The following is a 21528-nucleotide window of genomic DNA, read 5'->3' on the forward strand; positions in this document are numbered from 1 at the left end:
CGGCGCCGGTCCGGGCGCCGCCCGGCGTCTGCACCGGGACGACGATCATGTCCCCACCTCCACGGCGGCGCGGGCTGCCGGGGCGGTGCGGGCGTACTCGGTGTAGACGAGGCCGAAGGCACCCAGGAACATCCCCGCGCCCCGCGCGGCCGTGCGGACCCCGCGCGCGGAGCTGCGGCCGGCGACGAGGCCGGCAGCGGCCCTGGCCAGCCCGCCGACCACCCGCACCGCGCCGGCCACGGCGCCGCGCACCCGTGCGGCGAGGCGCCCTCGTGCCGTGCCGGCGACCTGGACCCGTGCCCGGACCGTGCAGTTCCCGACGCGGTACGCCCTGCGCACCACCCACCGGCGGGTGAACCGCCCGGCCGTGACGGGGTCGACCACCTGTGCCTCGTCGCACCAGTACAGCGCGCCGCCGCGGGTGGTGACCTCCAGGGTCAGCATGGTGTCCGACCCTCCGGTGAGTCCGAACTCCTCGTCGAACCGGATCCCGTGCGCGGCGAGCCAGCGCACGTCGAGCAGCAGGTTGTTGCTGGCGGCCACGTCGACGCGCGTGCCGCTGGGGTACCGCGGGCGGATGAAGAAACCGCCGGCCTCGATCCACCGGTCGCGGCCGGGCAGCCGGGCGACCGCCGGTCCGGCGACCCCGACCCCGCCGTGACGTTCGTGGGCGGCGAGCAGGGTCGTGAGCCAGTGGGGACCCGGGGTCTCGTCGTCGTCGACGAACACGACGAGATCCGCGTCCGACGCCGCGACCTCGTCGAGCGCGCGGTTCCGCGCGGCCGCGATGCCGGGTCTGGGCTCGTGCACGTACTGCACGCCGGCCCGGCCCGCGGTGCTGCGCTCGAACACCGGCCGCGCGGACTCCGTGAGGTCGTTGTCGACCACCAGGAGACTCGCACCTGCCGCCGTCGTGTGCGGGAGGAGCCCCTCGATCGCCGTGGCGAGCCGGTCCGGCCGCCGGTACGTGAGCACCGCGACCGTCACCCGCGACGCGGTCACCTTTCGTCGACCGTGACGGTGACCCAGTCCGACCAGGCCGCGTTCCCCCACGGGTCGCGTGCCACGACGGCGTATCGCTGGGTGGAGCCCGGCTCGGCCTCCTGGTCGGTGTAGGACATCGTCGTCTTCTCCCAGAAGCCTCCCGCGCGCTCCTGGACCTCGATGGGGCCGTCGGACGTGGTCCCGCGGTACAGCGAGTAGGTGAGCGTCAGGTCGTCCCGGTCGTAGTTGGACGGCCAGGTGGCCTTGACCGCGCCTCTCGGCGTGACGGTGAGCCGCAGCGCGAAGTTCGCGCCGCCGAGCCGGGGTCCGTCGGCGTTGGCCGCGACGTCACGCACGGCGAACCGGACGAGGCCCTGCTGGGGCCGGTTGTTGACCTTGCGGAACTCGCCGCCGTACAGCAGGTAGTTGCCGGCCGACGTGACGTGCCACGGGCCCTGGCCCAGACCGGTGTAGGTGCCCGGCTGGAAGTCCGGGTACCAGTTCAGGAGCTCCGGGCGCGGGGTTCCGGGGCTGTCGGGGTAGCCGCTGTCGTCCGCGATGTTCTTGCCCTCGACCGTCCGTGTCGCGGCCGTGCCGTGGTGGTAGGTGCGCGGCTTCGTCCCCGGGAAGCCGCCGCTCGTGCTGCAGTTGTGCTTGTGGCTCGCCGAGAACAGCACGCCCGCGAACGGCTCGATCGAGTAGGTGTCCCCGTGGCAGTCCTCGAGCCACACCAGCCGACCCGTCTCCCAGCTCGCCGCGAACGAGCCCTCCGTGGAGCCCTTCTTGTTCCAGAGGTAGCCGGTTCCGTAGAAGTAGTCGTCGTCGCTGTTCAGCGACAGGATCGCCGCGTTCGCGCCGGCGTTCCGGACCACCTCGTTCGCCGGCAGCGGCAGCGAGTCGCCCGTCGTCGAGTCGAGGCGGGCCAGCCCGTACCCGGGCTGCTGCGAGCCGTCCACCGACGTGAAGTTCCCGGCCAGGACCACCTGGCCGCCGTCGGGCGAGATGGCGATGTCCTGCACCGAGCGGTCGGCGACCCTCGCCGCGAACGAGCGTGTCTTCGCCCCGGTCGCGGCGTCGACGGCGGCCACGCGGGCGCGCGTCCGGTTGTTCACCGACGTGAAGGCGCCACCGAGGAAGACGTCGCCGCCGACCGTCGCGACGGCGTTGACCACCGCGTTCACCGAGGGCCGGAACGCTGTCAGCGCGCCGGTCCGGGTGTTGAAGGCGGCCGCGCGGTAGCGGGTCGTCCCGTCGACCGACGTGAACTGTCCCGCGACGTACAGCCTGCTGCCGTCCGCCGACACGGCAAGATCCTTGACCTGCCCGTTCACCTGCGGCGCCCAGCCCTGCACCAGCTCGCCCGTGGTCAGGTCGTAGGCCAGGAGGTTGCGCCGCGGCACCTCCTGCGTGCCGGGCGCGGCACCGGCCGGACGCGCGGCGCTGAAGTCCCCGCCCACGTAGACGGTGTCCCCCACGACGGCCTGCGTCCACACGACCCCGTCGATCTGCACGGTGGGCAGCGCGTCGCTGCTGACCGGCGACGCCGTCGTCGTGTCCGCGAGCGTCCCGGCATCGTCCGGGCCCAGCGCCCGGGTGACCGGTGCCAGGCCGTCGAGCAGGCCAGGATCCGTGTCCGCGGACGCAGCGGCGGCAGCGCCTGCCGATCCGGCGAGCAGGACTCCGGCCGCGAGCGCGGCGACCGCGGCGGGGGCAAATCTCATGGGCGTACCTCTCCCTCGAACAGTGCGACGTGCAACGTCGGGTCGACGTCGATCTCGACGAGCACCCGGTTCATCTGGTCCTGCGGGACGGCGAAGGCGTAGGCCCCGGACGCGGTCCCACCCGCCGGTACGGAATCCGGCAGGTTCGTCTCCCCGGAGCCGGACAGCGAGCTCGCCGGGGTGCGATCGGGACCGTAGTACAGGTTCACGACGCTCGCACTCAGATCGTGGTTTGCCTTACCGGAGTTCTTCACCGATACCTCGACCCGGACGGCCGAGCCCGCGATCTCCCCCGGCATGGACGCGGCGGCCTCGGTGGGCTCGATCGCGGAGAGCTCGACGGCGAGTCCGTGGCGCGCGTCGTCGTCGACGGGGACGGCCCCGGAGTCCAGGGGAACGACGTCGGTGGTGGTGCGGCCCGCGGGAACGATGCCCTCCGCCTGGTCGGACGTCGCGGCGTCGTCGGCCTGCTTCCCCGTGTCCTTCGGCGCGGCGGGCTTCTCGGGCTCCGGCTCGCCGGAACCCTCGGGCGCGGGCGAGGAAGGCGCGGTGCTCTCGGCCACGGGCAGTGCGGAATCCTCCGCGTCCTGCGCTGTTCCGCACGCCGACAACGCTGCGGCCAGCAAGAATGGCGCCACGAAAGCAGCGGCTGCTTTTCTGGTCACCCCGGTCCGATTTCTCGTGTGCGACCCCGTCGCGCGGCTGCTGCGGTTCATCTGGACAATCTTATTGGCAAATGGCGTAAATCTTCTCGCTGTTCCTGCACATTTCACCCCTTCTACCACTCGCTCTCATCGTGGCGTTCCGGCAGGATGCACGGGTGCCCACCACCCCCTCACCTGCAGTCGTCGTGGTGAACTACGGCTCGGCAGATCTCGCCGCCGACGCCCTGCGGCCCTTCGCCGACACCCGGTGGACCCGGGTCCTGGTCGACTGCTGGAGCTCCGCGGCCGAGCGCGACCGCGTGGTCGCCGCCGGTGCGGCCGAGGGGTGGACGCTCGTGCTCCCGGACCGGAACCTCGGCTTCGGCGGGGGCGCCGACGCCGGCCTCCGCGCCGCGCACGAGGCCGGGTGCGACATCGGCCTCGTGCTCAACCCGGACGCCACCATCGGCGTCGCCGCCGCGGACGCCCTCGTGGCCGACGTCGCCGCCGACCCCGGCCTGCTCGTCGCCCCCGCGATCCGCACCCCGCAGGGCAAGGACTGGTTCACCGGGGCGGTGCTCGACCTGCGCAGCGGCCGCACGCGGCGCGGAGCGCCCGCCGGGCCCGACGACGTCCCCTGGGTCTCCGGTGCCTGCTTCGCGGCGCGGACCGCGCGGCTGCTCGACGTCGGCGGCTTCGGCGAGAAGTACTTCCTGTACTGGGAGGACGTCGAGCTCAGTGTGCGCTGGACACGCGCCGGCGGGCGGCTCGCGCTCCGCGACGACCTCACGTGCGTGCACGACGCCGGTGGCACGCAGGACGGTCACGCACGCACCACGGGCCGGGGCAAGTCGGCGCTCTACCACTACTACAACACCCGCAACCGGCTGCTGTTCGCATCCCGCAACCTGCCGCCGGAGCGCTGGGGCGGGTGGCTACGAGCCACGCCCGCGCACGCCCGGGAGGTCCTGCTCCGCGGTGGACGGCGCGCCGTCGTACGGCACCCACTGCGTACGCTGTGGCCCGCACTGCGCGGCACCGCGGACGGGCTGGGACATCTCGTGGCCGCCCGCCGCAGGGCACCGGCCGCCACCGATCGGAAAGGCTTGATGGATGGAGCTCGCTGACTACGTCGCCGCACTGCGCAAACGCTGGGTGGTGCTCGTCGTCGCCGTCGTCGCCGGAGGCCTCGCCGGGCTCGGGTACGCACAGACCGTCGCGCCCGAGTACAAGGCGAACACGAACGTGTTCGTGAGCCTGGAGCGCAGCGACACCGCCTCCGAGCTCATGCAGGGCGCGGACTTCACGCAGAACCTCGTGACCTCCTACGCGTCCCTCGCCACCATGCCCGCGGTGCTCAACCCGGTGATCGAGGAGCTGCGGCTGGACAACACGCCCGACGACCTGTCCGAGCAGGTCACCGCCATGGTGCCGCTCGACACCGCGATCATCGAGATCTCCGCCGAGGCGGACGACCCCCAGCTCGCGGCACGCGTGGCCAACTCCGTCGCCCGGCACCTGTCGACGACCGTGTCCGCGGTGTCGCCGAAGAACGCGAACGGGACCAGCGCCGTCCGGCTGACGGTCGTCGCCACGGCCCAGCCGCCCGAGTACGCGTTCGCACCCGACACCCGGCTCCTGACGGCCGGGGGCGCGGCGGCCGGGCTCGCCGTCGGCCTCCTGGTCGCCGTCGGGCTGGCCCTGTTCGACACCCGGATCCGCACGGCGAAGGACCTGCCCGCCGGGGACGACCTGGCCGTGCTCGGCACCGTGCCCCAGTCCCGCAAGGGCGCCGAGGACCCGCAGCTGCTCGCGGAGTCCTACCGCCGGGTCCGCACGAACCTGCAGTTCCTGGACGTCGGAGCGCCCGTGCGGTCGTTCGTCGTCACGTCGTCCGTGCCGGACGAGGGCAAGACGACGACGGCGATCGGCCTGGCGCACGCGCTCGCCGAGCGCGGCTCCCGGGTCCTGCTCGTCGACGCCGACCTGCGCCGCCCCTCGCTCGCCGACCGGCTCGGCCTGGAGGGCGCCGCCGGGCTGTCCACGATCCTCATCGGCCGGGCCGACCTCGGGGACGTGGTCCAGCCTGCCGGGCCGCCACGCTTCCACGTGGTGACCGCCGGGAGCCAGCCGCCCAACCCCGGCCGGCTCATCGAGGCCGACTCGATGGAGCGGCTCGTCCGCCAGGCACGCACCGACTACGACATCGTCATCTTCGACGTCCCGCCGCTGCTCCCCGTGACCGACGGCGCGCTGCTCGCACGGCGCACCCAGGGCGCCGTCGTCGTCGCGCGGGCCCGGAAGGTCCGCCGTGCCCAGCTGCAGGACGCCCTCGCCTCCCTCGACGCGATCGGCGCACCCTGCCTCGGCCTGATCGCCACCGGGGTCTCCCGCAAGGACCACGAGTTCGACGGGTACGCCCGGTACGGCGACGGCGACCTCCGCGAGTCCCACCGCCGGTGGCCGAGGGCGTGACGACACCCGGGACACAGCCAGGCCTGGGGCACCGTGCGGCCCGCGGCGCCACCGTGACGGCCGCCGCGCAGGGCGCCCGCATCCTGCTCCAGGTCGCCGCGGTGGCGGCGCTCGCCCGGCTGGTGCCCCCGGCCGAGTACGGACTGGTCGCGATGGTCGCCGCCGTCGTCGGTGTCGGGGAGATCCTGCGTGATGCCGGGCTGTCCTCGGCGGCGATGCGGGCGCCGGACCTGACCCGGCAGCAGCGCGACAACCTCTTCTGGACGAACGTCGCGATCGGCGCCGCGCTGTGCGTCACCTGCTTCGCGGCGGCACCGCTCATCGCGGGGCTCTTCGACGAGCCGGCCCTGGTCGGGATCTGCCGTGCGCTCGCGTTCGTGTTCCTCATCAACGGGCTGGCCACACAGCACAAGGCAGGGCTCGTCCGGGACATGCGGTTCCGCACTCTCGCCGTCGTGGAGGTCGCGGCGCCCGTGGTCGCGCTGGGCGCGGCGATCGGTGTCGGCCTCGCGACGCACGACCACCGGGCCGTCGTCGTCCAGCAGGTGGCGACGACGGGCGCGACCCTCGTCGGCGTATGGCTCGCGGGCCGCTGGCTGCCCGGGCGTCCGCGGCGGGGCGCCGGGACGCGCGGCTTCTTCCGGTTCGGCGGCGGGCTGCTCGGCTCCCAGCTGGTCGGCTACGGGGCCGACAACCTGGCGACGTTCGTCATCGGCCTCTCGCTCGGGCCCGGCCCGCTGGGCCTGTACAACCGGGCGTACCAGCTCCTCATGCGCCCGCTCAGCCAGCTGCGCCAGCCCTCGACGACGGTCGCGCTGCCGGTGCTCGCCCGGCTCTCGGACGACCCCGCGCGGTTCGACCGCATGCTGCTGCGCGGGCAGCAGGTGCTGGCCCTGCCGGTGGTGCTGGTGCTCGCCGTCGTCGTCGGGGCGTCCGACGCCGTGGTGGGCGTCTTCCTCGGGCCGGGCTGGGAGTCCGCCGCCCCGCTCCTCGCGTTCTTCGCCGTGGCCGGCGGCTGCCAGACGCTCGCCTACGTCGGGTACTGGACGTACCTGGCCCGCGGCCTGAGCGGCGCGCTCCTGGCCTACTCCATGGTCACCGCCGTGCTGAAGGTCGCGGGCGTGCTGGTCGGAAGCCTCTGGGGGGTGAACGGCATCGCGGCAGGTTTCGCGGCCTCCGCCCTCCTGGAGTGGCCGCTGTCGTTCTGGTGGCTGTCCCGCGTCACCGCGTACCCGGGCGGGCGGCTCGCGCTGGGCGGGCTGCGGATCCTGGCCCAGGCGGTCCTGGTCGGGCTCGCGGCGTGGTGCGCCGTGCGGGTCGTCGGCGGCGCCGAATGGACGACCGACGGGGTGGCGCGCACAGGCGCCGGGACGACGGCGTCGGACGTCGCCGGGCTGGGGCTCGCGGTCGCGAGCGGTCTGCTCGTGTGGGGGCTCTGCCTGATCGTCCCGGCGCTGCGGCGCGACTCTGCGCTCCTGCTGGACGTGCTCCGCGCAGTCAAGGACCGCAGCCGATGACGGGGACGACGACGACCGGCCGCACCACGCTCCTGCGCCCCGCCATGGGGACGCGGAACGTGCTGGTGCCCACCGGGTCACGACAGGGGACAGCCGCCGGGATCTCACTGATCACGCGATCACGGTGGTACGCCCTAGCGAGCCAGTGGGCGCTCTGGGGTGTGGCCGCGACGCTCGGGCCGCGCGCAGTGCCGGGCGAGCGGGTCACCTGGGAACCGCCGGGCGGGGCGGAGGTCTGGACGGACCTGCGGGCTCGCCTGCCCGCGTTCGACGAGCTCGCGGTCTACCTGCGCCCGCAAGCGTCGCGCACCGGGCTGGCGGCGCTCCTGCTGCGCGGTTCCGCGCCGGTCGGGTTCCTCAAGCTGCGCGACGCGCCGCACGAGCTGGACCGGGAGGAACGCGCCCTGTCGGCGTTCGGCGAAGGGCGCGCGTCGTCGTTCCGCGTCCCCCAGGTGCTCGACCGGGGCACGACCGCCGACCTGCACTGGATGCTCCTGACCGCCATGCCGCCGCGACCGGCCGGGCCGGCCTGGCGCACCCCGGTCGACCGGGTGCTGGCCGACGTACGGAGCCACCTCGAGACCGTGCTCGACCGGCCCGACGGGATGCCCGCCCACTGGCAGCCGATGCACGGCGACCTCACTGCCTGGAACCTGCGTCGCAACGGACGTGGCCTGCCGTGGCTGATCGACTGGGAGGACGCCGCCTGGGCGCCGCCGGGCGCGGACCTCGTCTACTACCGCGCCACGAACATGGCCGCCTTTGGGCGCCTCCCCGCGACCGCCGCCCTGCGGGGCAGACAGCCGGACGACGGCGACAGCACGGAGACCGTCGCTTTCTGGCTGGACCGTGTCACCGCCCGCTCGGACGCCGCCGACCACGACGCCCCGTTCACGAACCGGCTGACCCAGGTACTCCACGCCGCGACCCGCTGAGCGGAGGATCACCACGGGAGGTCACGGTTCAGGAGAGCCTTCAGGTCCTCGTTGAAGGGGGCGTAGTGGCGGGCGAGCTCCTCCCGCAAGGCGGGGCGCAGGTCGAGGCTCGGGGCCGCGTTCCACGGGCGAGCCGCCGTGTCCGGCAGCGGCGCCGGGGCCAGGCCCAGGAACTCCGCGACGCCGTCGCAGGCCCGCTGCGGGGCCGCGTAGAACTCCTCGGCGACGAGCACGTGCACCCGCTCGGCCGGGAAGTGCTCCAGCCAGCGGCGCAGGTGCGGCGCATACTCCCCCTGCGCCCGGTACGACTCCTGCTCGTGCGCATAGCTCCGGTACCCCGGCTCCGCGACGATCCGCTCCTCCTCGCCCGCGGTCCGGTCGGCCTCGGCCGCGAGCGCCTCCTCGAAGGTCGCGAGCGGCTCGGCGCCCTCCCGGCGTCGTTCCCGGTAGTGCGAGAACGCGCGCTGCACCGGGTCACGCAGGACCACCACGATCCGGGCGTCCGGGACCTCGCGGGCGGCGCGGGCGGCGGCCAGAGGGTGGAAGAGGTAGTACGGGGATCCCTCGCCCACGATGCTTCCGCCGCTGCGCCGCACTGATGCCGGGAAGTGTGAGCGGTACCAGGCGCTCCCCCGGTCGTGGTGGGTGTCGAAGTAGTGCACGCCCTTGGTGTGGTTGTCCTTGGGCAGCAGCTTCGCGCTGGGGAACAGGGGCATGACCCGCGGGTGCTCCAGCAGCGCGTAGTAGAGCGACGTGGAGCCGCAGCGCTTGCCGCCGACGAGCAGGAAGTCGGGGCCTCCGCGCAGCCAGGCGGTCGCCACGCCGTAGCCGCGGATCGTCGCGCGTCCGGCGCTGATGACCGGTGCGGGGAGGGAGGCGCTGTTCAGTCGCATGGTCGGCTCGGTCTCCTGGTCGGGTTCATCGCCCGTCCGCCCGTGCATTCCGTCGTCGGGCGAACGGGTGCGGGCCGGGCGTGCGCCGCGCGGCGAGGTCGTGGGCGAGCTGTTCGTAGCCGTCGGTGACAACGTCCCAGTCGTAGTCCTTGGACCGCAGGGACAGGTCCACGCCGCGGGCCGCGCTGTCCGCGGGGTCGGTCTCGGACCGGACCACGTGCTCCGACACGTCGGCCGCGTCCCGGAAGTACCGGCCGGCGTCGCGCAGCACCTCGCGGTTGAAGGGCACGTCGTAGGCGATGGTGTCGGTGCCGCCGCCGATCGCCCGCAGCAGCGACGGGTTGGTGCCGCCGACCGAGTGGCCGTGCAGGTAGGTGTGCGCGTTGGCGTAGAGCTGGTCGAGCAGCTCCTGGTCCCACACGCCGCCGAGCAGCCGCACCCGCGGGTCGCCGTCGGCGAGGGTCTGGATGCGCCGCGTGTACTCGTGCGCGTACGGGGCGGAGCCGACGACGACGAGCGGGCGCTCGGCGGCGCTCGCCACGTAGCCCTCCACGACGACGTCCACGTGGTTCTCCGGTTCGAAGCGAGCCACGACGAGGTGGTAGCCGTCCGTGGCCAGCCCGAGCTCCGCGAGCCGGTCGCTGCCCGTCGCGGAGAGGTCCGGCGCGCCGTAGGCGATGAGGCTGCTGCCGACGCCGTACTCGTGGCGGTAGTAGTCGGCGATGCCCTGCGCGTCGGCGATCAGGGCGTCGGACATGCGCACGGACGCCGTCTCGGCCGCCCGGTAGTACCGCTGCCCGGTGCGCCCCCACTTGGCCCGGCGCCACTCCAGCCCGTCGACGTGGGTGGCGACCGGGATCCGGGCGGCGCGCAGGACGGGGAGCAGGGGCGAGTTGGCGGCGTTGAACATGAGCGCGACGTCGGTCCGCCGAGTGACGAGGTGCCCGACCGACAGGGCGGTGTGGCTCAGCGTCTCGAGCGAGCGCCGGCGCATCGCGGGCAGCACCACGCGCTCCATGCCCAGATGGGTGGCGGGATCCTCGGCCGGATCCTCTGCGACGTCCCCGGGGGGCCTCCGGCAGTAGACGCGCACGCGATGACCGCGCGCGGCGAGACGCGATCCCACTTCTTCCACGGCGGTCTCGAAGCCGCCGTAGCGCGCGGGCACGCCACGGGTGCCGACCATCGCGATGCGTAGAGGTTCCACGGACATGATGTCCAGAGTAGAGACTCGGGCCGGGGCGGCGTATCACAAAAGCGGGTGAATCCGGCGCGAGGTTGTAGTTGGCAGACGGCCCGCACCACGCGACCGGCGCGCAAGCCTGACGGACCCTGCGGCATCACGAAGCGTCCGGCTCCAGGTGGACGACACTCCCACTGCGGCGCCGCCCGCCCACGACGACGCGTAGGGGACGACGGTGAGGTAGGGGCGAGTGCTCAGGTAGGCGCCAGGGGGTGCTCCCCACGCCCCTACGTGAGCACTCGCCCCTACCTCGCGGTCGTGCCTACCCGCGTGATCTCGTAGTCGGGCCTTTTTCCTGGTCCGGACACCACGCCGGTACGCTCGGGCCCGTCACACACTCCGATGGACGGGAAGTAGCGAACTGTGATCGTCAACTTCGACGGCATCACCGAGAGCCTCGTCGGGCTCGCGATCTTCGTGGGGGTCATCGGGATCGTCGTGCCCGTGCTGCCCGGCAGCATCCTGGTCGGCGCCTCGATCCTGGTCTGGGCGTTCCTCACGGGCGGCCCCGTGGCCTGGACCGTCTTCGCGATCGCGGCGACACTTCTCGTCATCGCCGAGGTGCTGCAGTACGTCGTGGCCGGGGGCCACATGAAGCGGTCCGAGGTGGCCACGTCGACGATCGTCATCGGCGGCATCGCCGGCGTGGTCGGGTTCTTCGTGGTGCCCGTGGTGGGGCTGTTCCTGTTCTTCGCCGCCGCGGTGTTCGTGGTCGAGCTGATCCGGCGCCGGGAACGGACGGCCGCCTGGCGCGCGACGATCGCGGCACTGCAGGCCAGCGCCATGACCATCGGCATCCAGCTTCTGGGCGCCCTGGCCGCGGCCACCACCTGGATCGTCGGTCTCTTCCTGGTCTAGGAAGCGGTGACAATAGGGCGGTGGAGATTCTCGTCGCGTCGTTCGACAAGCTGGCGCCCGCTGTCGCCTACGACCTCTGGCGGTTGCGCCAGGACGTGTTCGTCGTCGAGCAGAACTGCCCGTACCTGGACCTGGACGGCCGGGACCTGGAGCCGACGACGGTGCACGTGGTGCTGCTCGGCCCTGCGGACACCGCCGGCCACCGTGTCCTCGGCACCGCACGCGTGCTGGACGACGGCGACCTCTGGCGGATCGGCCGCGTCTGTCTGGACCGCACGGCCCGTGGCAAGCGCCTCGCCGACGACGTCATGCGTGCCGCGCTGGCGCACATCGACGCGGCGGGCGACGACCACGACGTGGTGCTCGACGCGCAGTCCCCGCTCACGGGCTGGTACGGCACGTTCGGCTTCGCGCCCGACGGCGACGACTTCCTGGAGGACGACATCCCGCACACGCCGATGCGGCTGCGGCGGTCCGAACCGTGGCCGGCCGGCGCCGCCGACCACGGTCAGTAAGCGCCCTTCGCAGTGATCACGGCGCGGACGGTGTCGGCAAGGATGAGCAGGTCGAGCTGCGGCGTCCAGTTCTCCGCGTAGTACACGTCGAAGCGCACGGTCTCGTCCCAGGACAGGTCGGACCGGCCCCGGACCTGCCACAGGCCGGTCATCCCTGGCTTGACCAGCAGACGACGCCGCATCCGGTCCTCGTACTCGGCAGCCTCGTGGGGCAGCGGAGGACGCGGACCGACGAGGCTCATGTGCCCGGCGAGGACGTTGAAGAGCTGCGGCAGCTCGTCGAGCGAGTACCGGCGCAGCACCCGCCCGATCGGCGTCACGCGTGGGTCGTCGCGCAGCTTGAACAGCAGGCCCGCACCGTCTTCGACCGCGGACAGCGCCGGGACGAGCCGGTCGGCGCCCCGGCGCATGGTGCGGAGCTTGACCATGGGGAAGACACGACCGCCGCGCCCCACCCGGTGGGAGACGTAGAACGCCGAACCACGGCTCGTGAGCACGACCGCCAGGGCGAGGACCCCGATCAGCGGTGCCGCCAGCAAGGTCAGCACCAGTGCCACCGACCGGTCCATCACCTGCTTCACGACGTACTTGGGTCCGCTGAACCGCGGCAGGGCGACATGCAGCAGCGACATCCCCGAGGCCGGTGAGACGCTGATGCGCGGCAGGTCGACGTCGGCGAGCTCGGCGGTCAGCATCAGGTCGATGCCGCGCTCCTCAAGGGTCCAGCCCAGGCGGCGGATGACGTCGGCGGTGATCTCGTGGGAGCTGCTCACGGCCACGGCGCTCGCGCCGACCCGCTCGGCGATCTCTCCGGCGTCGTCCGGTACGCCGAGCACCGGCACACCGCCGATGGTCTCGCCGATCCCGGCCTCTCCTGCGGGGACGCACGCGCCGACCACGCGGATCCCGTGGTCGGGGTCGCCGGCCACCGTCTCGACGAGCCGGGACACCTGGACCGGATGACCGACGGCGACGACCTCGGTCATGCAGGCCGCGTGCCGCTCGCGCAGGCGAAGGATGCGGCGGCGCCAGGCGAACCGCCCCGCGAGGAGGCCGACGGCTCCCAGCGGGAAGGCCACGAACAGCATGTCGCCGGCTTCCGTGAGCGGCGCGAGCCAGGCGATGATCGCCACGACGCTGACCGTCTTCCAGGTGGCGTCGAGCACACGCCGGTACTCGGACTGCCCACCCCCGAAGAGGTGCCAGTCATAGGCCTTGGTCAGTCGGAGGGCAGTCAGCCAGGCGACCACCGCCAGCAGAAGAACGAGCATCGCCGGCGCGTCGGCACCGCCGTCCGAGCGCACGGCCTGCACGGTGAGCGCCACCCCGGCCGCTCCGGTCAGGACGAGCACGTCGGTCGTCCTGACCAGCCCGCGATACCGCGACTGCCACCTCGCCGGGCCGGACCGGGCGCTGTCCGCGGTGCGTCTGGCGGAGGTGGTGCCGGGTGCGGTCTCGTCGTGGGGCGCAGTGCTGCCGCCGGAAACGGCTGGGGCCTTGGTCATCACGGCCTCTGGAGTCACGCGCGATCCCCCCTAAGATTCATCTGTGATCGGTGCCTGTCACGGTTCCCCGGGCGAAGTGCGGGCCCCAGCGATCGCCGGGGCCCATACATCACGGTAAATCGGATAGTGCGCCCTTGCCTGCCGTTCATCGCAAGTTCACCCTCAACTTCATCCGATATCCTGCGTTTCATCTTTGGCGTGTCGGATCCGATCTGACGTATACGTCATGACAAGCGGCACACAACGGTGCGGGGTGGCACAGTTCAGCCATGACGACTGTCCTGCTCACCCACGCGTCCGCCGAGCTGTACGGGTCCGACCTCCAGCTCGTCGAGACCGCCACGGCGCTCGGGGAGGCCGGAGCACAGGTCGTCGTCGCCCTTCCGGAGGACGGGGCGCTCGTGCGGGAGCTGCGCAACGCGGGCGCCGACGTCGAGATCGTCGACATGCCCGTGCTCCGCAAGGCCCACCTGACCCCACGCGGGATCGCCGCGCTCGCCCTGCACACCCTGCGTGCGGCCCCGCGCATGGTAGGCCTCGTCCGTCGGCTCCGGCCACAGGTGGTCGTGGTAAACACGGTCACGATTCCCGCGTGGCTCGGTATCTCCCGCTTGGCCGGGATCGCGCCCGTGTGCCACGTGCACGAGGCCGAGGCGGACGCCGCGCTCCCCGTGCGCATCGGTCTCCACGCACCCCTGCTGCTCGCCCGGGACGTGGTGGTGAACTCCGCGACGGCGCGCGACGTCGTCGTCGGCGCCGTCCCGCTCCTCCGGCGGCGGACACGGATCGTCTACAACGGCGTCCCGGGGCCGGATGGGGTCTCCGTGCCCGACGCTGCCCCGGGGCCGGCTCCGGGACCGACGTCGGATCGCAGCGCGGCCGGCACGGCAGCCGGCGCCGGGGACGACCCGGCCACGGCGCGCCTCGTCCTGGTCGGGCGGCTGTCTCCGCGCAAGGGCACCGACGTGGCTCTCGAAGCGGTCGCCCGGCTGCGGCAGGGTGGGCGCGACGTCCGGCTGACGCTGTGCGGGTCGGTCTTCGCCGGCTACGAGTGGTTCGAGGAGGAGCTCCGGGCGCGAGCGGCCCGGCCCGACCTCGACGGCGCCGTCGACTTCGCCGGGTACGCCGACCCGTGGGAGTGGTTCGCCCGGGCCGACGTCGTCGTCGTGCCCTCGCGCGTCGAGCCGTTCGGGAACGTCGCCGTCCAGGCGCTGCGCGCCCAGCGCCCGCTCGTCGCGAGCCGCACCCAGGGCCTGGCCGAGATCGTGCGCGACGGCGAGACCGGGCTGAGCGTCCCGCCCGGCGACCCCGCCGCCCTGGCCGACGCGGTCGCGGAGCTGCTGGACGACCCGGACCGCGCGGCCGCGCTCGCCGCGGCCGGCCGGAAGGACGCTGCCGAGCGCTTCGGTGTGGAGCGCTACCGCACGGAGATGGCCCGCGTGGTCCTGACCCGCCACGCCTGAGCGACGGCCCGGGTCCTCGCCGGGTCCTGCTCGCGGTGGCGGCAGGTCAGCCGACCAGGCTGGGGACGCGCCAGTAGTGGCGGATCCCGGCCTGCGCGTACCTGGTCTGCTTGACGTGCGGTCACGGTGAGCGGGCTCCGGCGAGACGACCACGAGGGCGAGGGCCAGGGCCAGGGCCAGGGCCAGGGCCAGGGCGACGTTCTCGGGCGCGTACCAGGTGCGCTCCGGGTCGCACTCGGACGTCGTCGCGGGCACGTCCGGCTCGGGCCGGTTGTGCTCGTCCAGGCGAGCAGCCTGCACCGACACCATCGGCCGCAGGGTGTGCTGCGTGCGGCCGCGCGTCGCCGGCGTTCTCCTCCCCAGGACGTAGTCCGGTCACGTGGATCTCCCCCGGCGATGTCCTCCGAAGGGCGGATGCGTCCCCCCGCCCCGCGCCGTGACGATGGTCGCGAGCGAAGGAGAAAAACATGACCCGATCAGCAAAGACGCTCCGCGCACGACGAAGCGCGCGAGTCCTCGCGGGGGCACTGCTCGCCGTGGCGATCCCCGCCGCAGGCGTCGCGGCGGCAGCCCCGGCGTCGTCGGCCCCGTTCCCGGGGGACGCGACGACGGGGACAGCAGGAGCCACGAGCACGGCGGCGGACCCGGTGGGGCCCGCGGACGCGGACGCCCTGCTCGTCGCCGAGATCCGCGAGGCGGTCGCCGACGCGCAGCGGATCCAGGAGGCCCGTGACGCCGGGCCGCAGACCCGGAGCACCTGGCCCGGCGGCCCGCCGTCGGACGACGTCTCGGACGGGCTCGACGACGCGGTGGAGGCCGTGGTCGCCGACGGCGCCCTGGGCGCCACGGCCCGGGTCGAGGCACCGGGGCTGGACTGGGCGGGAGCCGCCGGGCTCCGCGAGCTCGGCGGGGACCGCCCCGCCACCACCCACGACCGGTTCCGCGTGGCGAGCAACACCAAGACGATGGTGGCGACGCTGGCGATGCAGGAGGTCGAGCGCGGCAGGTGGACGCTCGACACCACCGTGGAGGAGGTGCTGCCCGGCGTGCTGCCGGCCGAGATCGGCCGCACGGTGACCATCGAGCAGCTCATGAGCCATCGCTCCGGAGCGCCGTCGCTGCACGTCCAGCAGATGATCGTCGACCGCATGACCGACCCTGCGTCGTGGGAGCAGTTCGCGGACGCGCTCGAGCAGCGGTACCCGATCGACGACCATCTGGCCATGATCGACGCCCTCCCGTGGGAGTTCGAGCCCGGTACCGACGGGACCTACTCCAACGCCGGCTACGTCCTGCTCGGCCTCATGCTCGAGGAGCAGACCGGGTGGCCGCTCGACAAGCTGCTGAAGTTCCGGGTCTTCCTGCCGGCCGGGATGTGGCACGCCGACTACGCGACGAAGCCCGGTGTCCGTGGCCCGTTCCTGGTGGGCGCGGCGTACGGCGGCGGCGACGCCTGGGAGTCGCTCGACGAGTGGGACCCGGACATGTTCGCCGGGGCGGGCGCGGCCACGACCACCACGCGCGACCTGAACCGGCTGAACGAGGCGCTGTTCTCGGGCCGGCTGGTCTCGCCGGAGACCGCCGAGGACATGCTCACGCCGCGCGGCACCCTGTTCGACGGCACCCTCGAGTACGGGCTGGGCGTCTACCGGGTGCCGGACCCGTGCCGCGAGGGCGAGTACCTGTACGGGCACGACGGCGGCGCCTTCGGCACGGTCAGCATCAACCTGTCCGCACTGGACGGCGAGCGCCAGGTCACCGCGGGCGTCACCGCCCGCGACCTCAGCGGCAGCGAGACCCCGCTGTACGACCTGAGCACGCTCCTGGCCCCGATGCTGCTGGCCACCTGCTGACGTAGGAGTGCCGGCCGGATCTCCCGGGAGGCGCCCCGCGGCTGCCCTGCGCAGGGCAGCCGCGGGGCGCCTCCCGCCGCATCAGTGCCGGGGACAGACGCCAGAGCTCAGTGCCAGAACACCGCGACGAGGATGTTCACCAGCGTCAGCCCCAGGACAGCGCCCTTGAGGCCCTGGGAGACGTTCTCACCCTTCCGCACCGCGATCTGGGCGACGACCGCCACCGCGAGCGCGATCACGAGCTTGACACCGATCTTGGCCATCAGCCCCTCGGTGTGGCCGAGGTCCGCCATCTCGTCGATGCCGACCATGATGACGCCGGCCACCAGCGCGCCCCAGGCGCCGTGGGACACCGCCTTGTAGAGCGACGTGCTGCGCAGGGACGCGATGGTCCCCCCGAAGACGAGGGCCCAGCTCGCGAAGTGCACGAACACGAAGACGTCGTAAAGGATCTCCATACCCGGCAGCCTATCCCCGCGAGAACGTCGCCCGAGGCCGGGACGGTTGCCGCTGCATCACGATCCGTGACGGCGCCCCCTCGCCCGCGACGACGGCGCCCCCGGGCATGGCCACGAGACATCGACGCCGTCGATAGTTCGCATCGGCATCCACGATGTGAGAAGGGGATTACCAACACCGCCCGGGGTGGTTAGTGTCGTTGACGTGATCCGGTCGATGCGCCCCGAGACGATGCGTGGCATGCGAATGTGCCCGTGTCCTCGGGCGTACGCCGGCGATCGACGCACCCTTCAGGGCGGCTGATCCCCAGCCGTCGTACGCCGCCCCGACCGACCAGCGAACGACGGACGAGGATCACATCTCATGACTCAGGCACCCGAGCACGCCTCCGCGCGCCCGAACACCTCGGACGCGGCCCCCGAGCCCGCAGCCACCGACCAGCCTGCACAGCCCGCGACCGCCCGCCCGGCCCGCAAGGCCCGCCCCCACGGCCAGTGGAAGATCGACGGCACGACCCCCTTGAACCACAACGAGGAGTTCAAGCAGGAGTCGGCTCCGCTCCAGGTGCGCGAGCGCATCGAGCAGGTCTACTCCCGTGAGGGTTTCGACGCCATCACCGACGACGACCTGCACGGCCGCTTCCGGTGGTGGGGCCTCTACACGCAGCGCAAGCCAGGGATCGACGGCGGCAAGACGGCCACGCTGGAGCCGCACGAGCTCGAGGACCGCTACTTCATGCTGCGGGTCCGCGTCGACGGCGGCGCGCTGAGCACGCACCAGCTGCGCACGATCGCGCAGATCAGCAAGGACTTCGGCCGCGACTCCGCCGACATCACCGACCGGCAGAACATCCAGCTGCACTGGATCGAGGTCGAGAGCGTCCCGGAGATCTGGCGCCGCCTGGAGGCGGTGGGCCTGTCCACCACGGAGGCGTGCGGCGACGTGCCGCGCGTGATCCTGGGCAGTCCGGTCGCCGGCATCGCGAAGGACGAGATCATCGACCCGACTCCGGTGATCGACGAGATCCAGGAGCGCTTCGTCGGCGATCCCTCGCTGGCGAACCTGCCCCGCAAGTTCAAGACGGCGATCACGGGCCACCCGAGCCAGGACGTGGTGCACGAGATCAACGACATCTCGTTCGTCGGCGTCGAGCACCCGGAGCTCGGCACGGGCTACGACCTGTGGGTGGGCGGCGGTCTCTCCACCGCACCGCGCCTCGCGGAGCGCCTGGGCGTGTTCGTCACCGCCGAGGAGGCCCCCGAGGTCTGGCACGGCGTGGTCCGGATCTTCCGCGACTACGGCTACCGCCGCCTGCGCAACAAGGCCCGTCTGAAGTTCCTGCTGAAGGACTGGGGCACCGAGAAGTTCCGCCAGGTGCTGCAGGACGAGTACCTCGGGTACGCGCTGCCGGACGGGATCGAGCCCCCGCCGCCGTCGTCGGAGAACGACCACGTGGGCGTGCACACGCAGAAGAACGGGAAGTTCTACGTGGGCGTCGCGCCGACCGTGGGCAGGGTCTCGGGCGAGCTCCTCGCCCGCGTCGCGGACCTGGCCGAGGAGCACGGCAGCGCGCGCGTCCGCCTCACGCCCCACCAGAAGCTGCTGGTGCTCGACGTGCCGGGCGACCAGGTCAAGTCGCTGTCCAAGGCGCTGGCCGGGCTCGGCCTGTACGCCCGCCCGAGCGAGTTCCGGCGCCGGACCATGGCCTGCACCGGCATCGAGTACTGCAAGCTCGCGATCGTCGAGACGAAGCAGGCGGCGGCCGACGCCGTCGACCAGCTCGAGGAGCGGCTCGGTGACATGTCACGCCTCAAGCCGATCACCCTCAACGTCAACGGCTGCCCCAACTCGTGCGCGCGGATCCAGACGGCCGACATCGGCCTGAAGGGCCAGCTCGTGATGGACGACGACGGCAACCAGGTCCCCGGCTTCCAGGTGCACCTGGGCGGCGGGCTCGCGTCGCAGGATCGCGACGAGGCCGGCCTCGGCCGCACCGTCCGTGGCCTCAAGGTGACCGCCGACGGCGTCGCCGACTACGTCGAGCGCGTCACCCGCCAGTTCGAGAAGGACCGGACGGGCGACGAGACCTTCGCCGCCTGGGCGCATCGCGCCGACGAGGAGGCACTCCGATGAGCGCCCCGCACTCCGGTTCGACGGCGGTCGTGGCACCGGCCTCGCCCGTGACGGCCGACGCGGCCACCGAGGAGCCTTCCTCTCCCGTCCCGGCGACGGTGATCGCACCGGTCGAGGCCCAGCTCGCGGACGGTGCCGCGACCAGCCTCGGAGGCAGCGTGTCCCGCCTCGCGCAGATCCGTGCGCGGGCGAAGGCTCGGGAGGACGCGCGGGCGACCGCACGAGAGGCGCACGCCTACGTCCGCGCGGGCGGCGTCCGCCGCCGTCGCACCCCCGAGGAGCTGAAGCACGTCGTCGAGCGCGGACAGGCGCTGCTCCACGGGACCTCGCTGCCCGGCGTGCCGCCGGGCGAGCGGCGCGAGGCGTCGGCCGAGGCCGTCATCGCCTGGGCGGTGCGGGAGTTCGGGCCCTGGCTGGCAGTGGCCTCCTCGATGCAGGACACGGTGCTGTCGCACCTGGTCTCGAAGCAGCTCCCGTGGGTGGACGTGCTGTTCGGCGACACCGGCTACCACTTCGCCGAGACCATCGGCACGCGCGATGCCGCCGAGCTGTCGCTGGACGTCAACATCGTGGACGTGCGCCCGGACAGGACGGTCGCCGAGCAGGACGCGGCGTACGGCCCGCGACTCTACGAGCGCGACCCCGAGAAGTGCTGTGCGATGCGGAAGGTCGCCCCGATGCGGGACGCCCTGCGCCACTACGAGGCCTGGGCGACCGGACTGCGCCGCGGCGAGACGTCGGCCCGCCGGAACGCCCCGCTGATCACCTGGGACGAGAAGAACCAGGTGGTGAAGATCAACCCGCTCGCCGGCTGGACCGACGAGCAGGTCGAGGCCTACGCGCACCGCCACGGGCTGGTCGTGAACCCGCTGCTGGCGGACGGCTACCCGTCGATCGGCTGCGCGCCCTGCACGCAGCGCGTGGAGGCGGGCGCCGACAAGCGCTCCGGCCGCTGGGCGGGCCTGGACAAGGTGGAGTGCGGTCTGCATGTCTGAGACACCCGTGCCAGGCGGGTCGCTGTACCCGCTCGGCCTGCGCATGGCGGGCCGGCTCGTCGTCGTGGTCGGCGGCGGGCCGGTGGCCGCCCGCCGGGCGCGCGGCCTGGCCGACGCCGGTGCGCGGGTGCGGGTCGTCGCACCGCAGGTCTGCGAGGACCTGGCGGCGCTGTCGCACGACGCCGCCACGAACGGGTTCGAGCGGGTCCGGCGGGAGTACCGCACGGGAGACCTCGACGGGGCCTGGCTGGTCCACACCGCGACCGGCGACACGTCCGTCGACCAGCAGGTGGCCGACGACGCCGAGGAGCTGCGCATCTTCTGCGTCTCCGCGGGCGACGCCGGCTCCGGAACGGCGTGGACGCCGGCCGTGGCGCGGGTGCGCGACCCGGACGAGATCACGGTCGCCGTGCTCGGCGGACGCGACCCGCGGCGCGCGCAGGCGATCCGGTCCGCAGTCCAGGCGCAGCTCGAGTCGGGCGGCCTCCCGGTCCGCCGGCACCGCGGACCGAGAGCCGGCACGTCGCCGGGCGGAGACGCCGCCCCGGCGAAGGGGCGGGTCTCGCTCGTCGGAGGCGGGCCCGGGGATCCCGGGCTGGTGACCGCGCGCGGGCGGCTGCTGCTCGCGCAGGCGGACGTCGTCGTCGCCGACCGGCTGGGGCCGCGCACGCTGCTGGACGAGCTCGCGCCCGACGTCCAGGTGATCGAGGTCGGCAAGACCGCCGGGAACCACCCCGTGCCGCAGGACGAGATCAACCGGATCCTGGTGCAGCACGCCGCGTCCGGTCAGCACGTCGTACGGCTCAAGGGCGGCGACCCGTACGTGCTGGGGCGCGGCGGCGAGGAGCTCGCCGCGTGCCGCGACGCCGGTGTCGAGGCCGAGGTCGTACCCGGCGTGACGAGCGCGGTCTCCGTCCCGGCCGCCGTCGGCATCCCGGTCACGCACCGCGGCGTCTCCCGCGGGTTCAGCGTCCTGACCGGGCACGACGGCGCCGCTGCCGCCCCCGGTGGGCCCGACCACACCCTGGTCCTGCTCATGGGCGTCTCCCGGCTCGCCGACACCGCCGCGGCGCTGACGACCGGCACGCGCCCGGCCGGCACGCCCGTCGCGGTCGTGGAGGACGGCTACGGCCCCCGCCAGCGCGTCACCGTCGGGACCCTCGCGACCATCGCCGCCCGTGCCGCGGAGGTGGACGTGCGTCCGCCCGCGGTGATCGTCGTCGGCGACGTCGTCCGCCTCGCGCCCGCGTGGCGCGACGAACCGGCCGGCTGACCCGGCCCACAGACAGCTGAGCGCCGGCTCCCGCCGCACCGAAGGCCCATCGGCGGCGGGGA

At 73.2% G+C, this 21528-nt stretch carries 18 protein-coding genes; 11 read left to right on the forward strand and 7 right to left on the reverse strand.

Going from position 1 to position 21528, the window contains the following annotated elements; genetic code table 11:
• Positions 1 to 45: 45 nt before the first annotated feature.
• Genes ACYU96_RS04545 through ACYU96_RS04555 form a run of 3 tightly spaced genes read right to left on the reverse strand, consistent with a single transcriptional unit; the run spans position 46 to position 3268 of the window.
• The gene (locus ACYU96_RS04545) at positions 46 to 1002 is read right to left on the reverse strand and encodes a glycosyltransferase family 2 protein (protein ID WP_460749480.1); all 957 of its coding nucleotides are present in this window, start codon (positions 1000 to 1002) and stop codon (positions 46 to 48) included.
• Positions 999 to 2705, reverse strand: a complete 1707-nt coding sequence (locus tag ACYU96_RS04550) for a hypothetical protein (protein ID WP_460749483.1) — start codon at positions 2703 to 2705, stop codon at positions 999 to 1001. Before ACYU96_RS04550 ends, ACYU96_RS04545 begins: the two co-directional genes overlap by 4 nt.
• A complete protein-coding gene (locus ACYU96_RS04555; protein WP_460749486.1) occupies positions 2702 to 3268 on the reverse strand; it encodes a hypothetical protein in 567 nt (188 codons plus the stop codon). The genes ACYU96_RS04550 and ACYU96_RS04555 overlap by 4 nt, the downstream gene beginning before the upstream one ends.
• Positions 3269 to 3525: 257 nt before the next feature.
• Here ACYU96_RS04555 and ACYU96_RS04560 point away from each other — a divergent pair, with 257 nt between their 5' ends.
• The 4 genes from ACYU96_RS04560 to ACYU96_RS04575 are packed head-to-tail and all read left to right on the forward strand — an operon-like array spanning position 3526 to position 8276.
• Entirely contained in the window at positions 3526 to 4476 is a 951-nt protein-coding gene (locus ACYU96_RS04560; RefSeq protein WP_460749489.1) for a glycosyltransferase family 2 protein, read from the forward strand.
• Positions 4463 to 5824: a tyrosine-protein kinase domain-containing protein gene (locus ACYU96_RS04565; protein ID WP_460749491.1), complete on the forward strand. Its 1362-nt coding sequence runs from the start codon at positions 4463 to 4465 to the stop codon at positions 5822 to 5824. The genes ACYU96_RS04560 and ACYU96_RS04565 overlap by 14 nt, the downstream gene beginning before the upstream one ends.
• Positions 5821 to 7341, forward strand: coding sequence for a lipopolysaccharide biosynthesis protein (locus ACYU96_RS04570; RefSeq protein ID WP_460749494.1), 1521 nt, complete (start codon positions 5821 to 5823; stop codon positions 7339 to 7341). The genes ACYU96_RS04565 and ACYU96_RS04570 overlap by 4 nt, the downstream gene beginning before the upstream one ends.
• Positions 7338 to 8276 (forward strand): phosphotransferase, encoded by a 939-nt coding sequence (locus ACYU96_RS04575; RefSeq protein ID WP_460749497.1) that lies wholly within the window; start codon positions 7338 to 7340, stop codon positions 8274 to 8276. Before ACYU96_RS04570 ends, ACYU96_RS04575 begins: the two co-directional genes overlap by 4 nt.
• An 8-nt stretch (positions 8277 to 8284) precedes the next feature.
• Here ACYU96_RS04575 and ACYU96_RS04580 read toward each other — a convergent pair whose 3' ends face one another.
• Positions 8285 to 9169: a sulfotransferase gene (locus ACYU96_RS04580; protein WP_460749500.1), complete on the reverse strand. Its 885-nt coding sequence runs from the start codon at positions 9167 to 9169 to the stop codon at positions 8285 to 8287.
• Positions 9170 to 9194: 25 nt separating this feature from the next.
• On the reverse strand, positions 9195 to 10382 hold the full coding sequence (locus ACYU96_RS04585; protein ID WP_460749503.1) for a DUF1972 domain-containing protein: 1188 nt from the start codon (positions 10380 to 10382) through the stop codon (positions 9195 to 9197).
• A gap of 393 nt (positions 10383 to 10775) precedes the next feature.
• On the opposite strand from ACYU96_RS04585, the gene ACYU96_RS04590 reads away from it, so the two are divergent.
• On the forward strand, positions 10776 to 11270 hold the full coding sequence (locus tag ACYU96_RS04590) for a DUF456 domain-containing protein (RefSeq protein ID WP_460749506.1): 495 nt from the start codon (positions 10776 to 10778) through the stop codon (positions 11268 to 11270).
• A gap of 20 nt (positions 11271 to 11290) precedes the next feature.
• On the forward strand, positions 11291 to 11785 hold the full coding sequence (locus tag ACYU96_RS04595) for a GNAT family N-acetyltransferase (protein ID WP_460749508.1): 495 nt from the start codon (positions 11291 to 11293) through the stop codon (positions 11783 to 11785).
• Here the strand turns inward: ACYU96_RS04595 and ACYU96_RS04600 are convergent.
• Positions 11779 to 13290, reverse strand: coding sequence for a sugar transferase (locus tag ACYU96_RS04600; RefSeq protein ID WP_460749511.1), 1512 nt, complete (start codon positions 13288 to 13290; stop codon positions 11779 to 11781). The genes ACYU96_RS04595 and ACYU96_RS04600 overlap by 7 nt on opposite strands.
• A gap of 269 nt (positions 13291 to 13559) precedes the next feature.
• Between ACYU96_RS04600 and ACYU96_RS04605 the strand changes: the two genes are divergently transcribed.
• The gene (locus tag ACYU96_RS04605; RefSeq protein WP_460749514.1) at positions 13560 to 14753 is read left to right on the forward strand and encodes a glycosyltransferase family 4 protein; all 1194 of its coding nucleotides are present in this window, start codon (positions 13560 to 13562) and stop codon (positions 14751 to 14753) included.
• 467 nt (positions 14754 to 15220) lie between these two features.
• Positions 15221 to 16606, forward strand: coding sequence for a serine hydrolase domain-containing protein (locus tag ACYU96_RS04610; RefSeq protein WP_460749517.1), 1386 nt, complete (start codon positions 15221 to 15223; stop codon positions 16604 to 16606).
• Between the two features lie 107 nt (positions 16607 to 16713).
• Here ACYU96_RS04610 and ACYU96_RS04615 read toward each other — a convergent pair whose 3' ends face one another.
• Positions 16714 to 17064, reverse strand: coding sequence for a hypothetical protein (locus ACYU96_RS04615; RefSeq protein ID WP_460749519.1), 351 nt, complete (start codon positions 17062 to 17064; stop codon positions 16714 to 16716).
• Between the two features lie 364 nt (positions 17065 to 17428).
• Here ACYU96_RS04615 and ACYU96_RS04620 point away from each other — a divergent pair, with 364 nt between their 5' ends.
• From ACYU96_RS04620 to cobA, 3 genes are read left to right on the forward strand one after another with little or no spacing between them, the layout of a single operon-like run.
• Positions 17429 to 19198: a nitrite/sulfite reductase gene (locus ACYU96_RS04620; RefSeq protein ID WP_460749522.1), complete on the forward strand. Its 1770-nt coding sequence runs from the start codon at positions 17429 to 17431 to the stop codon at positions 19196 to 19198.
• The gene (locus ACYU96_RS04625) at positions 19195 to 20193 is read left to right on the forward strand and encodes a phosphoadenylyl-sulfate reductase (RefSeq protein ID WP_460749525.1); all 999 of its coding nucleotides are present in this window, start codon (positions 19195 to 19197) and stop codon (positions 20191 to 20193) included. Before ACYU96_RS04620 ends, ACYU96_RS04625 begins: the two co-directional genes overlap by 4 nt.
• The gene (cobA, locus tag ACYU96_RS04630; protein WP_460749528.1) at positions 20186 to 21466 is read left to right on the forward strand and encodes a uroporphyrinogen-III C-methyltransferase; all 1281 of its coding nucleotides are present in this window, start codon (positions 20186 to 20188) and stop codon (positions 21464 to 21466) included. Before ACYU96_RS04625 ends, cobA begins: the two co-directional genes overlap by 8 nt.
• Positions 21467 to 21528 lie beyond the last annotated feature (62 nt).

It is taken from the genome of Myceligenerans cantabricum, from assembly GCF_054777735.1.